At 63.3% G+C, this 16,339-nt stretch carries 13 protein-coding genes and 1 pseudogene; 12 read left to right on the top strand and 2 right to left on the bottom strand.

The window, feature by feature from the left end; translation table 11 throughout:
* Positions 1 to 4: 4 nt before the first annotated feature.
* Entirely contained in the window at positions 5 to 1,192 is a 1,188-nt protein-coding gene (gene neuC / locus PAN31117_RS10300) for a UDP-N-acetylglucosamine 2-epimerase (protein ID WP_150738124.1), read from the bottom strand.
* Between the two features lie 225 nt (positions 1,193 to 1,417).
* Between neuC and PAN31117_RS10295 the strand changes: the two are divergent.
* The 5 genes and pseudogenes from PAN31117_RS10295 to PAN31117_RS10275 form a co-directional block, all read left to right on the top strand.
* Positions 1,418 to 2,539: pseudogene (locus tag PAN31117_RS10295) on the top strand (cytochrome c oxidase subunit II); the annotation flags it as partial.
* A 346-nt stretch (positions 2,540 to 2,885) separates the two neighbouring features.
* Positions 2,886 to 4,748, top strand: coding sequence for a cytochrome c oxidase subunit I (gene ctaD, locus PAN31117_RS10290; protein WP_246189013.1), 1,863 nt, complete (start codon positions 2,886 to 2,888; stop codon positions 4,746 to 4,748).
* Complete coding sequence (locus PAN31117_RS10285) at positions 4,745 to 5,389, top strand: cytochrome c oxidase subunit 3 (protein WP_150738122.1); 645 nt, start codon at positions 4,745 to 4,747, stop codon at positions 5,387 to 5,389. The genes ctaD and PAN31117_RS10285 overlap by 4 nt, the downstream gene beginning before the upstream one ends.
* A gap of 65 nt (positions 5,390 to 5,454) precedes the next feature.
* The gene (locus tag PAN31117_RS10280) at positions 5,455 to 6,141 is read left to right on the top strand and encodes a heme-copper oxidase subunit III family protein (RefSeq protein WP_150738277.1); all 687 of its coding nucleotides are present in this window, start codon (positions 5,455 to 5,457) and stop codon (positions 6,139 to 6,141) included.
* An 8-nt stretch (positions 6,142 to 6,149) separates the two neighbouring features.
* Complete coding sequence (locus PAN31117_RS10275) at positions 6,150 to 6,491, top strand: cytochrome C oxidase subunit IV family protein (protein ID WP_039393862.1); 342 nt, start codon at positions 6,150 to 6,152, stop codon at positions 6,489 to 6,491.
* Positions 6,492 to 6,532: 41 nt separating this feature from the next.
* Here PAN31117_RS10275 and PAN31117_RS10270 read toward each other — a convergent pair whose 3' ends face one another.
* Positions 6,533 to 7,465 carry a LysR family transcriptional regulator gene (locus PAN31117_RS10270; protein WP_150738121.1) on the bottom strand — a complete coding sequence of 311 codons (933 nt, stop codon included), beginning with the start codon at positions 7,463 to 7,465 and terminating at the stop codon, positions 6,533 to 6,535.
* Positions 7,466 to 7,713: 248 nt separating this feature from the next.
* On the opposite strand from PAN31117_RS10270, the gene PAN31117_RS10265 reads away from it, so the two are divergent.
* The 7 genes from PAN31117_RS10265 (at position 7,714) to PAN31117_RS10235 (ending at position 16,248) form a co-directional block, all read left to right on the top strand.
* Positions 7,714 to 8,535 (top strand): putative hydro-lyase, encoded by an 822-nt coding sequence (locus tag PAN31117_RS10265; protein WP_281349164.1) that lies wholly within the window; start codon positions 7,714 to 7,716, stop codon positions 8,533 to 8,535.
* 197 nt (positions 8,536 to 8,732) lie between these two features.
* On the top strand, positions 8,733 to 10,058 hold the full coding sequence (locus tag PAN31117_RS10260; protein ID WP_150738120.1) for an MFS transporter: 1,326 nt from the start codon (positions 8,733 to 8,735) through the stop codon (positions 10,056 to 10,058).
* A gap of 104 nt (positions 10,059 to 10,162) precedes the next feature.
* A complete protein-coding gene (locus PAN31117_RS10255) occupies positions 10,163 to 13,837 on the top strand; it encodes a hydantoinase B/oxoprolinase family protein (protein ID WP_150738119.1) in 3,675 nt (1,224 codons plus the stop codon).
* Between the two features lie 225 nt (positions 13,838 to 14,062).
* A complete protein-coding gene (locus PAN31117_RS10250) occupies positions 14,063 to 14,485 on the top strand; it encodes a hypothetical protein (RefSeq protein WP_150738118.1) in 423 nt (140 codons plus the stop codon).
* A gap of 10 nt (positions 14,486 to 14,495) precedes the next feature.
* Positions 14,496 to 15,032 carry a hypothetical protein gene (locus tag PAN31117_RS10245; RefSeq protein ID WP_150738117.1) on the top strand — a complete coding sequence of 179 codons (537 nt, stop codon included), beginning with the start codon at positions 14,496 to 14,498 and terminating at the stop codon, positions 15,030 to 15,032.
* Between the two features lie 62 nt (positions 15,033 to 15,094).
* Entirely contained in the window at positions 15,095 to 15,724 is a 630-nt protein-coding gene (locus tag PAN31117_RS10240; RefSeq protein WP_150738116.1) for a hypothetical protein, read from the top strand.
* Positions 15,721 to 16,248 (top strand): CesD/SycD/LcrH family type III secretion system chaperone, encoded by a 528-nt coding sequence (locus PAN31117_RS10235; protein ID WP_246189012.1) that lies wholly within the window; start codon positions 15,721 to 15,723, stop codon positions 16,246 to 16,248. The genes PAN31117_RS10240 and PAN31117_RS10235 overlap by 4 nt, the downstream gene beginning before the upstream one ends.
* The last annotated feature ends 91 nt before the right edge of the window (positions 16,249 to 16,339 follow it).

Here is a 16,339-nt window from a genome sequence, read left to right as displayed (position 1 = left end):
GCGCTTAGCGCTCGATCGGCCCGCCTGACACGTCGAGGTCGTAGAACGATTTCTTCAATATGTTGGAGAGATCGACGGACTTCAGAACCTCGACGATCTTCGCACTTGCACCACCATTGCCATACGGGTTGATCGTGCGCGCCAATGCTGCCTGAAACGCCGGAGAATAGAGCGTCGTCAGTGCCTGCTCAATGTCGGCACGTTCTGGCGCGCACTGAATGACGCTATCTGCCATCAGCCGACCGCGTTGGCGATCTCCGATGTTGATCGTGCCCTTGCCGAAGCTCGGCACCTCGGCAATGCCGCTCGACGAATTTCCCACCACGCCATCGACCTGAGCAATACACGACAGGTACCGAAGTTGTCCCAGAGAGGGGTACGCGCGGCAATGCGCACGCGTGGCAACGTAGTCGTTCACCTGACGAATGAGGGCGCGGCCGTCAGTGTCCGCGTTCGGCAGCGTGAAGATGACGTGCGTGTCGGATAGCGTGTCGAGGGCTGCGAACAGCTCGTCCATTTGACGACCTGCTGAATCTGACTCCAGCGTCACCGGGTGGAATGTCACCAGCAGATTGCGTTTGCCGAATCGGAAGTCCATCGATGCTTCCAGTTGAGCGCGGTCGAGCAACTTGACACGTTTGATCGCGTCCACGCCGAGTCCGCCAACCAGATGCACAGTCTCTGGTGACTCTCCGAGTTGAATGACGCGGTCCCGATACGGCGCTGCCGCAACGAAGTGGAGGTGTGACATTTTCGTTAGTGAGTGCCGGATACTCTCGTCAAACGCACCTTCGGTAGTTTCGCCGCCGTGAAGATGGGCAATCGGAATGCGAGCGACCATGGCCGCTGAGACGGCCGCCAGAATCTCGTAGCGATCGCCCAGCACCACAATCAGATCGGGCGAGAGATCGGCGAGCGCATCGGCGAAACCCAGGAGCGCAATACCCATCGACTTGGCGACACCAACGGGCGTGTCTGAAGCCATAAGCATGTCGACCTTACGGTCGATGGGAAAACCGTCGCGCTCAATTTCCCTGTACGTATCGCCGAACTCACGGACAAGATGACTGCCGGTGGCGATGATTTGCAGCTCAAGTTCAGGGGCGTCCTTGATGCCTTGCATGACCCAACGGAGCAAACCGTACTCGGCGCGAGTTCCGGTAATGACACAGATTTTTCGAGGGGTCGTCATGGCAGAGGAGGAAAGAGGGAGATCAGCGGAAATTCTACCAGTCACTACAAGACTCCCATACCTGGATACTTCACGACCTTATTCATCAGGGCAACGCAGCCGGGGCGGATGACGCTGCCGATATCCCTCTGGCCCAGGAAATTGCAAAGCCGGACCTTGACATGTTTCCCTTAGCGTCTAGTTTTGAAAGGCGAGCCGCGATTCGGCGTCTTTGCATGGGACTATATGGCTCTCCCGATCCTACTGATCGTCGTTGTCGTTGCGGCGCTCGCGTTTCATTTCTGGAGCCCGTGGTGGCAGACCCCGCTGGCGTCGAACTGGCGCCAGATGGACGACACCCTCACCCTTACGCTGGTGATCACCGGCGTAGCCTTCGTCGTCATCAATCTTTTCGTCGCATGGGCGATTTTTCGCTACCGTCATCGCGACGGGCACCGTGCCGCGTATCAACCTCATAACCGACGTCTCGAATTCTGGCTGATCGGCATTACGACGGTCGGGATCGTCGCCATGCTCGCGCCGGGACTGTTCGTCTACGCGAAGCTGATCGACGCACCTAAGGACGCCCATGTCGTCGAAGTCGTCGGCCAGCAGTGGCAGTGGCGCTTCCGTCTGCCGGGGCCGGACGGACGGCTCGGCACATCGGACCCGAGCTACGTCACCGCCGACAATCCGCTGGGCCTGAATCCCAAGGATCCGGCGAATCAGGACAACCGCATCGTCGACGCCCCCGAGCTGCACCTGCTCGTTGGTCAGCCGGTGAAATTGCTGCTACGCGCAAAAGACGTGCTTCACGATTTTTACGTCCCGCCGTTTCGCACGCGCATGAACATGGTCCCCGGTATGGTCACGCAGATGTGGCTCACACCGACCCGCACGGGACGCTTCGACATCCTCTGCGCGCAGCTATGCGGGGTGGGCCACGCCAACATGCGCGGCGTGGTCGTCGTGGACGACAAGCCCGCCTACGACGCCTGGGTCGCCAAACTCCCCACCTTTGCTGCACTGCAATCGCAGCACGCGGGGGCGGGCGCGCTGGACCCGCTCGCCGCGAAGGGCAAGTTGCTGGCGCAGGCCAAAGGATGCGCCGGTTGCCATTCGGTGGATGGTTCAGCAGGCGTCGGGCCGACCTGGCATGGGCTTTACGGAAAGACGGAGACGTTTCAGGATGGGAGTTCCGCGCACGTCGACGACGCCTATCTCACCGAATTCATCCGCAACCCGACGGCACGCGTGCCCAAGGGCTTCGCCCCGATCATGCCTAAACTGGAACTCAGCGACGACGATCTGAAGGCGCTCATCGCTTACATCCGGACGCTGGGCGCCCCCGCACAGTCTTCGCCCCGAACCGAAGTACCCGCGATGCAGCTCGCGCAGAACACGCTCCAGTCGCCGCGCCCGCCGGTGCAATACGGACCGCTGACGCCATCCGCACCGGTCAATCAGACGAATCAGGGAACACAGCCGCCGTCCCAACCTGCGCGTCGCCAGGGGGGCACGCCGGGGCTGCCGTTGCAGAACGATCCGAACACGTACGCCCCGCCGCTGGCGATCCCGCCGCGACAGTCCACCGGTCCGCAATCGCCGGGACCGGCGCAACCGAGTGTGCCGATGATCAGGCCGGCGCCGTAGCCAGACGCGCGTCGCACACAGACGCGCGCGGGCCGCACCGGCAACACAGGGAGACAACGTCATGACTGGCAATGCCGAGAATGCCGACGGTTCCACCCATGCCGGTGCAAACGGTACGCATCGTGGATACGGTGGGCACGACGGCCCGCAGAGTTTCTGGACGAAGTACATCTGGAGTCAGGATCACAAGGTGATCGCTGTGCAGTACGCCTGCACGGCCATTGCCGTCGGACTGGTCGGGCTCGTGCTGTCCAACCTCATGCGTCTGCAACTGGGCTTCCCCGGCAAGTTCTCGTTCATCGACGCCAGCCACTACTACCAGTACGTCACCATGCACGGCATGATCATGGTGATCTATCTGCTCACTGCGCTTTTCCTCGGTGGCTTCGGCAACTACCTGATTCCGCTGATGGTCGGCGCGCGCGACATGGTCTTCCCGTTCCTGAACATGCTCAGTTACTGGGTGTATCTGCTGGCCGTGATCGTGTTGATGGTGAGCTTCTTCGTGCCCGGCGGCCCGACCGGCGCAGGCTGGACGCTCTATCCTCCACAAGCGATCCTGCCCGGCACACCGGGCACAGAGTGGGGCATCGTGCTCATGCTCGTCTCGCTGCTGATCTTCATCGTGGCCGCGACGATGGGCGGCCTGAACTACGTCACCACCGTATTACAGGCGCGCACCGAAGGCATGACGTTGCTGCGCATGCCGCTCACCGTGTGGGGCATTGTGATGGCGACGGTGCTGGCGCTGCTCGCGTTTCCGGCGCTGTTCGTCTCCGGCGTGATGATGCTGCTCGACAAGACGCTGCACACGAGCTTCTTCATGCCTGCGGTGGTGTCGATGGGACAGCCGCTCGACTACCGCGGCGGTAGCCCGCTGCTGTTTCAGCATCTTTTCTGGTTCTTCGGGCACCCCGAGGTCTACATCGTCGCATTGCCAGCGTTCGGCATCGTGTCCGATCTCATCAGCGTTCACGCGCGCAAGAACATCTTCGGCTACCGGATGATGGTCTGGGCGATTCTCGCCATCGGCGTGCTGTCGTTCGTCGTGTGGGCGCACCATATGTTCATCAGCGGCATGAATCCGTACTTCGGATTTCTGTTTGCGACGACCACGCTCATCATCGCGATTCCGACTGCGATCAAGGTCTACAACTGGGTGCTCACGCTCTGGCGCGGTGACATCCATCTGACGGTGCCGATGCTGTTCGCCATCGGCTTCATCAGCACGTTCGTGATCGGCGGACTGACGGGGCTGTTCCTCGGCAATGTGAGTGTGGACATGCCGCTGTCGAACACCTATTTCGTCGTCGCGCACTTTCACATGGTGATGGGCGTGGCGCCCTTGCTGGTGGTCTTCGGCGGCATCTACCACTGGTATCCGCTGGTCACCGGCAGGCGGCTGAACGACAGCCTCGGTCAGTGGCACTTCTGGATCACGTTTCTCGGCACTTACGCGATCTTCTTTCCAATGCACTATCTCGGCATTCTCGGTATGCCGCGACGCTACTACGAGTTCCAGAACTACAGCTTCATTCCCGAGTCCGCACACACGATGAACACCTACATCTCGGTCGCCGCGTTCGTCGTGGCGCTGGGGCAGTTGCTGTTCCTGTTCAACCTCGCGTGGAGCGTGCGACACGGCAAACCGGCCGGTCTGAATCCGTGGCGCGCAGCGTCGCTCGAATGGCAGACACCGCACGCGCCGCCCGGCCACGGCAACTGGGGCGCGGTGTTGCCGACGACATATCGCTGGCCCTATGAGTACAGCGTACCGGGTGACATCGACGATTTCGTGCCGCAGAATCTCGCCCCCGATCCACGACGTCCCGCCACGCTGGTGGAGGGGGACTCGGCGGCGCTGCATGGCGGTGGTAGCAAAGCACCGCCTTCGCCCGATTCCCCGAAAGGAGCGACACCATGAGGCCCGTTCCGTCGTGGCCGCCGATGCCACCCGATGGCATTCCCGGCGGCGTTCCCGTGATGCAACCGCGTCGACGTGCGGCGTCGCAGGTGGCGCTCTGGTGGCTCATGGGCGTGATCGGCATGTTGTTCGCGCTGATGCTCGTGGCGTACGTCATGCGCATGAGTCTTGGCGACTGGCGTCCGTTGCCACCCGTCAATGCGCTGTGGGTCAACACGGGCGTGCTGGCAGCGGCGTGCATCGTGATGCAGTCGGCAGCATCGCAGGCAAAGCGAGGTGAACTACGACGCTCGCGGCGCGACTGGACACTCGCCGGTGCGCTAGCACTCGCTTTTGTTTCCGGACAACTCTGGGTATGGCGCGATCTCGCGCTGCGTCGCTACGGCGTGTCGGGCAACCCAGCCAACAGCTTCTTCTTCCTGCTCACCGGGCTGCACGCGCTGCATCTGCTTGGCGGCGTGGTGGCGTGGGCGTTGCTGATCCCGCGTCGCGTGACGCATGCCGCACGGGCCAGACGTCTCTCGCTCACCGCACAGTACTGGCACTTCCTGTTCGTGTTGTGGGTGGTGCTGTTCGCGGCCATCGTCAATCTCACGCCGGAAATCGCGCAGCGTCTGTGCGGCACCGGCATTGCGCCGTAAGTCCATGCATTGGCCCGGCCAGGAGGCGCCTCGTGAATACGTCATCGTCCACCCCATCCTCCGCTGTGTCCGCCGCGTCCGCCGCGTCCGCCATCACGCCGCCTGACGGCTGGCGCGGTGTCGTCACCGACTGGTCCGGCGATCGCGCCACGTTCCGCGTGCCATGGGGCAAGGCGATGATGTGGATCTTCCTGCTCTCGGACACCTTCGTGTTCAGCAGCTTCCTGATCGGCTATATGACGGTGCGCATGTCGACCACGGCGACGTGGCCGAATCCAGCGGAGATCTTCGCGCTTAATGTGGGCGGACATCCGGTGCCGCTATTGCTCATCGCGATCATGACGTTCGTGCTCATCACGAGCAGCGGCACGATGGCGATGGCGGTGAATTACGCGTACCGGCGCGACCGCGACAAGACCGCAGCGTGCATTCTCGCGACAGCGTATTTCGGCATCGCGTTCGTCGGCATGCAAGCCTTCGAATGGACGAACCTGATCGTGCACGAAGGCATTCGGCCGTGGGGCAATTCGATGGGGGCAGCGCAGTTCGGCGCGTGCTTCTTCATGATCACCGGGTTTCACGGGCTGCATGTCAGCGCGGGCGTGATCTATTTGCTGACCGTCATGCGCAAGGTACTCAACGGCACGCTGGAGCGACGCGGCAACTACGAACTGGTGGAGATCGCGGGCCTGTACTGGCACTTCGTCGATCTCGTGTGGGTGTTCATCTTTGCGCTGTTTTATCTCTGGTAGGAGGCGCGATGGAATCCTCTGCGGCAGCGACGCAAAGTGCCGGTCACACCGGACAACAACACGCGGTCGGTCTCTATCTGAAAGTGTGGGGGCTGCTGTTCGTGCTTTCGACGTTCTCGTATCTCGTCGACTACGCGAATCTGCAAGGCTATTTGCGATGGGGATTGATTCTCGCGCTGATGATCGCCAAGGCGGGCCTTATCGTTGCGGTGTTCATGCACATGCGGTGGGAGCGGCTCGCGCTTGTCTACGCCATTCTGATTCCGCCGTTGGCGCTACTCGTGCTGATGTCGCTGATGGCGTCGGAAGCGGACTTCACGTTCGTCACGCGGCTTGCGCACTTTCACTGAGTTGCCGTCGATTCGTCAGCGACGTCGGCAACGTCAGTGGCTCACAGCAATTCCACCAGCCGACGGTCGCTCTTCTGACAGTACTCGGCACACGCGGCGCGTGCGGCGGTGCCCGCACCATGCACGAACAGCGGTGCATCGGCACGGCGCGACATCGACACGACGATGGACGGCGGCGCTGGCTGCAAGGGCAACTCGACGACTTCGCCGCTGGCGATCAGCGCGTCGACGAACAGACGCGGAATCGCGGCGACGCCGAACCCGTCGCGCACCAGCTGCACGATCACGGCAATCGACGGCGAGCCGGTAATGCGCGTCTCGGAGAGCGGCACGCCGTGCACACCGGCCAGCTTGGCCACGATGTCTTCAAGCGCGCGATGCGGCGCAGTTCCGCGTCCGTAGGTCAGGATCGGATGCTGTAACACCTGCTTCGCAAGCCCGCTGCGCGTGTTCGGAAACATGCCCTTGCGTGCAATCCAGTGCACCGGATAGTTGGCCAGTGCGTTGCAAACCACGCTGCTGTCATCGCTGCCTTCCACACGAATGATGAGGTCGAGCTCGTCGGCCATGAGACGCCGCTGCAACTGCACGGAGACGTCGACCGTCAGCTCGACTTCGAGCGTTGGATAGTCGGCGGCGAGGCGTCGCAGATAGTTCGGCAGCCAGCTGTGTACGACTGTCTCGATCACACCCAGACGCAGCCGTGCGCCCAACGTGCTTTCCCCGGACGCTGCCGCCTGCAAACGACGCGCAGCCTCCACCACTGCCTTCGCATAGCCCAGCAGGTATTCCCCGTTCGGCGTGAGTCGAAACTCGCGGCTGTCACGGTCGACAAGCTCGGTCTTCAACTCCTCTTCCAGCACTTTGAGACGCTGCGAGATGGCTGCGGGCGTCGCATGCAACGCCGTGGCCGTCGCGCGGAAGTTGCGCAGCTTGGCGAGCGTGACGAAGGTTTCGAGAAAGCGCGTGTTCATGGGGCTCCGTGAGCGTCGATGGACCGGGAGAGGGGCGGGAAGCTGCCCAAAGTCTGCGACGCAAGGTGTGCAGCGTGCTGAACGGTGCAGTGAAAATAAATGCAACGAACTTCGGGAAAACCCCCGAGGTTGTTAAGAAATTCTATACACAGAGGCGAACAAAAACTCGTTAGCGGCAACTTTTTTTTCTTCCTATGCTTCTCCCATCCGATGCCGCATTGGCGTCTCCCACTCAAGCCGGATCTGCCATGAACCACCGAGCCACCCCACACGATTTCACTTCGCAACGCGACAGCATCACGCCTTACGAGTTTCGTCAGGCCGTGCGCTCGGCGCAGTTCCGTGGGCCAACCGCCGGATATTGCGGCGACTTCGCGCAGGCGAATCTCGCTATCGTGCCGGTAGCGCATGCACACGACTTCCTGCGTTTCTGTCAGAGCAACCCGAAGGCATGCCCGCTGCTGGGCGTTGGCGAGCCGGGACAGTGGCACGTGCCCGCGCTGGGACGCGAAGTCGATATCCGCACCGACGTGCCGGGCTACAACGTCTATCGCGACGGCAAGCTCGACGCGCAGGTCGATAACCTCGCGGAGTTCTGGCAGAGCGACTTCGTGGTGTTCGCCATCGGCTGCTCGTTCTCGTTCGAGGACATGCTGGCCAAAGCAGGGATTGCGCTGCGTCACGTGGAAGAGGGCCGCAATGTGCCGATGTACCGCACCAACATCGCGAATCAGCGTGCCGGTAAGTTCGGCGGCGAGCTGGTCGTGTCGATGCGCCCGATGAAAGGCGCAGACGCCATTCGCGCCGTGCAGATCACGAGCCGCTTTCCTGGCGTGCACGGCGCGCCGATCCATATCGGCGATCCGTCGGCGCTGGGCATTGCCGACTTGTCGAAGCCGGATTTCGGCGATGCAGTGACCATTCGCGACGGTGAGCTGCCCGTGTACTGGGCCTGTGGCGTCACGCCGCAAACGGCGCTTATGGGCGCGAAGCTGCCGCTCGCGATCGGGCACCGTCCCGGCTACATGCTGATGACGGACATCACGAACGCGTCGCTGGCCGTCTTCTGACGTCATTCAGAGACTGCAATACCCGCAGTACCCGCATCACTCGCACCACCCAGCATTAACGAATCAGCAAAAGAACCGCGCCATAAAGGGCTGCGGCGGGAGAGGTATTGCCCGCCGGTGACGACCTACGCCTGTCGGATGAGCGCGGCCCGAGTGCATCACACGGCAAGTCAGGACATCACCGGAGCCTTTTTCTCATGGAAAGCAAAACCCCTCTCGCGCCCCCCGTCGGGACAGATTCCTCGGCGCCCACCGAAGCGGGCGGCAGCCTGTTCGGCTGGTACGGCGACGCCACACCGCGCGAAAAGCGCGCGTTCTGGAGCTGCAAGGTCGGCTACATGCTCGACGGCATGGACACTCAGATGCTGAGCTTCGTCATCCCGACGCTGATCGCTACGTGGGGCATCAGCCTCGCCGACGCGGGCTTCATCGGCACACTCACGCTGCTTGCCTCGGCCCTCGGCGGCTGGGTCGCGGGCATCCTCTCGGATCGCATCGGCCGCGTGCGTACACTACAACTCACGGTGTTGTGGTTCGCCGTGTTCACCGGACTATGCGGTCTCGCGCAGAACTACCATCAACTGCTCGCCGCGCGTGCGCTCATGGGCTTCGGCTTCGGCGGCGAATGGACGGCGGGCGCTGTGCTCATCGGCGAAGTGATCCGCGCCCGCGATCGCGGCAAAGCCGTGGGCCTCGTGCAATCGGGCTGGGCCATCGGCTGGGGGCTGACCGCCATCCTCTACTCGGTGCTGTTCTCGCTGATGCCGGGCGAACTGGCATGGCGTGCGCTGTTCCTGATCGGGCTGCTGCCTGCGTTGCTCGTGCTGTTCATCCGCCGCTACGTGCAGGAGCCGGAGGTGTACCAGAAGGAGAAGGCCAAGCAGGCGAAGTCGGAAGATGCGCCCGGTATGGCGGCCATCTTCAGCCCGGCGCTGCTCTCCACGACAATTCGCGCCGCGTTGCTGACGACCGGCGCGCAGGGCGGCTACTACGCCATCACCACCTGGCTGCCGACGTTCCTGAAGACGGAGCGCCACCTCACCGTGATGGGAACCGGCGGCTATCTCGCGATGATCATCTTCGGCTCGTGGGTCGGCTATCTCGCGAGTTCGTATCTGACGGACCGTCTGGGCCGTAAGCCGAACTTCATTCTGTTCGCTGTGGGTTCGATGGTGATCGCGTTCTCGTACACCTCGCTGCCGCTGACCGATAGCGCGATGTTCTGGCTCGGCTTCCCGCTCGGCTTCTTCGCATCGGGCATCTTCAGCGGCATGGGCGCGTTCCTGACCGAGTTGTTCCCCACGCGGGTTCGCGGCTCCGGACAAGGGTTCTGCTACAACGTCGGCCGTGCCATCGGCGCACTGTTCCCGTTCCTGATCGGCATGCTCTCGAAGGAATACGGTCTGGGCACGACCATCGGCATCTTCGCCGGTGTGGCCTACGGTGTGCTGATCATCGCCGCACTCACGCTGCCAGAGACGCGCGGTCGCGAACTCGAATCGCTTGAACCCACCACGCACTAATTGAATGACGCAAGGCGGTGCGCCGCGCACCGCCTGTCATCGCCGCGCTATCGCTTCTCGCCTGATCCCCCGACTGATCCCCCCCTTGTTTTGCGAATGACATCATGACGAACGCTCTCACGCCCCCTGCCCAAAACCGCGCGCCCGCGCATCAGACCGCGTCGCGCTGGCAGTTCTGGATCGACCGTGGCGGCACCTTCACCGACATCGTGGCGCGCCGCCCGGACGGCACGCTCGTCACGCACAAGTTGCTCTCGGAGAACCCCGAGCAGTACCGCGACGCCGCCGTCGCAGGTATCCGTCACCTGCTCGGGCTGAGCGTCGACGAGCCGATCACGCCCGATCTCGTCGATATGGTGAAGATGGGCACGACAGTGGCCACCAACGCCTTGCTCGAACGCAAGGGCGAACCGCTGGCGCTCGTCACCACGCACGGCTTTCGCGACGCGTTGCGCATCGCGTATCAGAATCGTCCGCGACTGTTCGATCTCGACATTGCACTGCCCGAAGCGCTGTACGCCGACGTTGTGGAAATCGACGAGCGTGTCGGTGCGCACGGCGATGTCGTTCGCGAGCTGGATGTCGTTTCAGCCCGTAGCGCACTCGAAGCGCTTTACGCGAAGGGCATTCGCGCCATCGCCATCGTGCTGATGCACGGCTACCGCTATCAGGCCCACGAGAAGACGCTCGCCGCGATGGCGCGCGACATCGGCTTCGCGCAAGTCTCCGTTTCGCACGAAGTCTCGCCGCTGATGAAGCTGGTCTCGCGCGGCGACACCACCGTGGTGGACGCGTATCTGTCGCCGATCCTGCGCCGGTACGTCGAACAGGTGGCAAAGGAAATGCCGGGCGTGAACCTGCAATTCATGCAGAGCAGTGGCGGGCTGACGAGCGCCGATAACTTCCAGGGCAAGGACGCGATTCTCTCCGGCCCCGCAGGCGGCATCGTCGGCATGGTGCGCGCGTCGAGCGCCGCGGGCTTCGAGCGGGTGATCGGTTTCGACATGGGCGGTACGTCGACGGATGTCTCTCACTACAACGGCGAGTTCGAGCGTGTGTTCGAGACGCAGGTGGCCGGGGTGCGCATGCGTGCGCCGATGATGAGTATTCACACGGTGGCGGCGGGCGGTGGCTCGGTGCTGTCGTTCGACGGCACGCGCCTGCGCGTTGGCCCGGAGTCGGCGGGCGCGAACCCCGGTCCGGCGGCGTATCGTCGTGGCGGCCCGCTCGCGGTCACGGACTGCAACGTCATGCTCGGCAAGATTCAACCCGCGCACTTCCCGAAGGTCTTCGGCCCGCACGCCAACGAACCGCTCGATCGCGACGTCGTGGTCGCGAAGTTCACGGCACTGGCCGCCGAGATCGAGAAGGCGACGGGTCGCCGTCAGACCCCCGAAGCGCTCGCCGAGGGCTTCCTCGACATTGCCATCGGTGCGATGGCCAATGCCATCAAGAAAATCTCCGTGCAGCGCGGCCATGATGTGAGCCGCTATGTGTTGACGACGTTCGGTGGCGCGGGCGGCCAGCACGCGTGCGGCGTGGCCGATGCACTCGGTATGACCAAGGTCTTCGCGCATCCGCTGGCGGGCGTACTGTCGGCCTACGGTATGGGCCTGGCCGACCAGACGGCGATGCGCGAACGCATGATCGAAGCGCCGTTGGCCGACGATGGTCTTGCGGCACTCGAAGACGCCCTCGGCGCGCTGGCCGACGATGCGGTGAACGCACTCCTGTCGCAGGGCGTACCGCCGTCGCGCATTGAGACGGTGCGTCGCGTGCATGTGCGTTATGCGGGCACGGACTCGGCCATCGCTGTGCCGTTCGGCAGCGTGGCGCAGATGCGCGACGCATTCGAAACCGCGTACCGTCAGCGCTATTCGTTCCTGATGGACGGGGCGGCGCTGATCGTGGAGGTTGCGTCGGTCGAGGCCATCGGACTGTCGGACGCGCCGGTCGACATCACGCCGCTCGAGGCACGCACGTCCGGCGCGCCGCAAGCCATCGACCGGGTGAAGCTCTACGCCGCGGGTACGTGGCACGATGCGGCGCTGTTCGAGCGCGACACCTTGCTCGCGGGCGACACCCTCGACGGTCCCGCCATCGTCGCGGAGAAGAGCGGTACGACGGTCGTCGAGCCGGGCTGGCAGGCGCAGATGACCGGACAGGGCAACCTTGTCCTCACGCGCGTGGTCCCACGGGAAACACAGCGCGGGCTGGGCACGCAGGCCGATCCGGTGCGCCTCGAAATCTTCAACAATCTCTTCATGTCGATTGCCGAGCAGATGGGGCTGCGTCTGCAAAACACGGCGTACTCGGTGAACATCAAGGAGCGTTTGGACTTCTCGTGCGCGCTGTTCGACCGCGACGGCAACCTCATCGCCAACGCGCCGCACATGCCGGTGCACCTGGGATCGATGGGCGAGAGCATCAAGACGGTGATCGAGCGCAATCGCGGGCGCATGCTCGAGGGCGACGTCTTCATGCTCAACGATCCATATCACGGCGGCACGCATTTGCCGGACGTCACGGTGATCACACCGGTGTTCGTCAAAGATGAAGACGGCGCAGCCGGTACGCGCGCGGCGGAGCCGCTGTTCTATGTCGGCTCGCGCGGCCATCACGCAGATATCGGCGGGATCACGCCGGGCTCGATGCCGCCGGATTCCACCCACGTCGAAGAAGAGGGCGTGCTGATCGATAACTGGCAACTCGTGGCCGCAGGCGAACTGCGCGATCGTGAGACACGCGAGCTGCTCGCTGGCGCTCGCTATCCGGCGCGCAACATCGACCAGAACATGGCCGATCTGCGCGCGCAGGTGGCGGCGAACCAGAAGGGCGTGGACGAACTGCGCCGCATGGTGAACGACTTCGGGCGCGACGTTGTGCTCGCGTACATGGGACACGTGCAGGACAACGCCGAAGCGGCGGTACGTCGCGTGATCGGGGCGCTGGGAGATGGGCACTACCGCTATCCGCTCGACAACGGCGCGGTCATCGACGTGACGATTCGTGTCGATCGGGCATCGAGAAGCGCCACCATCGATTTCACCGGCACGTCGGCGCAACTGCCGAACAACTTCAACGCCCCGCGCGCGGTGTGCATGGCGGCGGTGCTGTACGTCTTCCGCACACTTGTGGATGACGACATTCCGCTCAACGCGGGCTGTCTGAAACCACTCACGGTGATCGTGCCGGAGGGGTCGATGCTTAACCCCGTGTATCCAGCGGCGGTGGTGTCGGGCAACGTGGAGACGTCGTCGGCGATCACCAACGCGCTTTACGGTGCGCTCGGCAGCGTGGCTTCAAGTCAGGGCACGATGAACAACTTCACCTTCGGCAACGAGACGTACCAGTATTACGAGACGATCTCGGGCGGCAGCGGGGCAGGCGATGGCTTCAATGGTGCCCATGCCGTGCAGACGCACATGACGAACTCGCGTCTGACCGATCCGGAAGTGCTGGAGTGGCGCTATCCGGTGCGTCTCGAGAGCCATCGCATTCGTATGGGGTCGGGCGGCAGCGGACGCTGGCAAGGCGGTAACGGTGCCGTGCGGCGCATTCGCTTCCTCACACCAATGACCGCGTCGATTCTTTCCAACAATCGTGTGCACGCACCGTTTGGTGCGCAGGGCGGCGGGACGGGCGCGCTGGGTGCCAACTACGTTGAGCGCGTAGATGGTTCGCGCGAGGAGTTGGCACACATCGGACGCACGCAGATGCAGCCCGGTGACATCTTTGTCGTGGAGACGCCGGGAGGCGGCGGCTTCGGGCATGCGTGAAGCCGAAGGCTCGATCGAAAGTTGCATGACCGGAACGCCCCGCCGGATAAGGGGCCGCGCATCGTGCAACGCGATGCGCGTAACCACTTCGTCACTGGGAAATGACTGAAGTGAGGCCGGTTCCCGGAAGGGATGGCGGGCTTTGCAAAGGCGCACCATGAGGACCTCCGTACGATGCCGTTGTCGTGATGACAACCGCTACGAAACGTACGGAGGTGCTCTGAAATGTCCCAGATGTGCGCAACACCCCAAGAGCCGAACGCTCTGAACACCAATGAGGCGACGTCCTCTTCCCCACTCTCCGAAAGGCACGACCCCGATGCCCTGCTTGCGCAGTACGAGCGCGCTTGCGGCGAGATCCAGATGGCCGGTCGCAAGCTGGCGCGTCAGACGCTCGACTATCAGACGGTCCTCGACGAGATCGAGCGGATGGAAAAGGCGGGTACACCGCAGGCGGCGGACAAGCTCGCCCGTCTCGACGCCCTGCTCGACAGTGAAGCGTTTCAGCGCGAAGCGCGCGAGATCGAGCGCATGGCCGTCGCTCTGGCCGGTGTGATCGAACGTCTGAACGCTGAGGTGCCCGCGACGGATGATGAAGCAGCGCGAGCCCCGGCGCGTAGCCGCGCGATGCATCGGACTTGCGCGTGACGGAGGCGACATGATCTACCGCATGATCGACACGCACAACGCGCCGCGACTGGGTGGCGCGTTTGCACAGGGTGCGAGTTCCGCATCGCAGAGCCGCGCAGGCGACAACCCGCTGTTGAGCACGATGCAGCGCGCAAGCGAGCAGATGGACGGCTTGCAGGTGCGCGTCGACGAGTGGCTGGGCAAGGCGCGCGCTCGTTCGGCTAACGCTCGCGATGCGCGTGACTGGCTGACGTCGATTGATGAGATGCAGCGGCGTTTGCGCGCAGGCGAGGCCACAGTGTCGCTGCCGGACGGACTGCGCGACTTCGCAGTGCGCCACTCGCTGATGTCGACGTCGCAGGCGTCGGGCGCGCTCGGCACCGCTACCTTGGACAGCCTCAGGGCCAGTGTGCAGTCGATGGCGTCGGGCACGAGCGAGTCGGCCACCGTCGAACAGATCGAACTCAAGCAATTTCTGTCGCGTTACGAGAATGCGTTGACGTTGAGCAACGCAGTCATCGCCAAGTTGCGCGACATCATGAGCAAGATCACCAGCAGCCTCTGACGGCTGTCTTTCAATTCACGTCTCATCTCTCCCTCCTTCATATCGAATTCAGGAACGACCCCATGACTTCAATCCAATTGAACAACGCGTATCGCTACGGCGCGTCGGCGTCGCAGCAGGCTCCGCAGGGCGTCACCCTGACGTCCGCGCGCACCGTTGACATCCACTCACTGTTGCTGGCGCACGCCGCCACGCTCATGCAAGCCAGCGGCGGCGACGCCAAGCTGAAGATCGACTCGATGCGCGCGCGTCAGGCGCACGGCCGTGAGGCGCGCGACGTGGCGAATCAGATCGAAACGCTCATCAACAAACTCGGTACCAGTACGACGGCGACGACCAAAGTCGGCGACGGCATCCGTGAATTCTTCGACAAGCACGACCTCATGATCACCATTGACGACAGCGGGACGAAGAGGACGTTGAAGGACTGGGAATCGCGCAGCAAGAAAATCGGCGAGGAGGGTTATGCCGGACCGTCGGGGGCGTCGGGCGATTACCGTGCGGATCACCTGCGCGCGCTCAAAGCGGCGGCCGACAGCCGGGGCGAAGAGGCGACCGACAGCCGCACCATCGAGAACATCGAAATCAACAAGTTCCTTCAGGAATACAACGGCGTCTCGACGCTCGCCAACACGATCATCAGTTCGCGTGGGCAGCAGCTCAATCAGATCAACGGTTCGATGCGCTCGTGAATTCACCTTCATCGACGTCGTCATCGCTGCCGCCTGAGACGCACGACGCGTCAGCCGCCGACACAGCGGCGATCTTCTCGCGTTTCTTCGAGCGAGGCGGCGCGCTGCGCATGCTTGCAGATCTCGACGAAAGCGATCTGGCATGCGTCCGTGCGTACGCGCTTGCGCGTTTCAAGGAAGGCGAGATCGCGGCCGCGCAACGTATCTACTTCATGCTCGCCACGCTCGACCAATGGTCGTTCGACGACTGGTTCGGTCTTGGCCTGTGTTACCAGCGCCTCGGCCAGCATGACGACGCGCTGCCGTGCTTCGCCAAGGCCGGTGTGATCCGCGCGGCGGACCCGCGCCCGTCGTATCTGGCGGGCATGAGTTACGAGAGCGTGGGCAATGCGTCTTACGCGACGAAGGCCTACCTTGCGACGCTGCGACTCTGCGGCGAGAACGCGCAGCATCGCAAGCTCGCACATTCGGCGCGCGCCCGGTGCGACGCCCTGTCAACTTCTCAATCGAAAGGAAACTCATGACTGTGATTGGCGCAGTAGGCGCGGCATACCGTCCGTCATCCCCAGGTGATGTTCGGGAGCCGACGAGGCAGCGCACGGACACGCCCGCGCC

It is taken from the genome of Pandoraea anapnoica, assembly GCF_902459765.1.
In the GTDB taxonomy this organism is placed as follows: Bacteria; Pseudomonadota; Gammaproteobacteria; order Burkholderiales; family Burkholderiaceae; genus Pandoraea; species Pandoraea anapnoica.
This window is presented reverse-complemented; position numbering and strand designations above follow the sequence as displayed.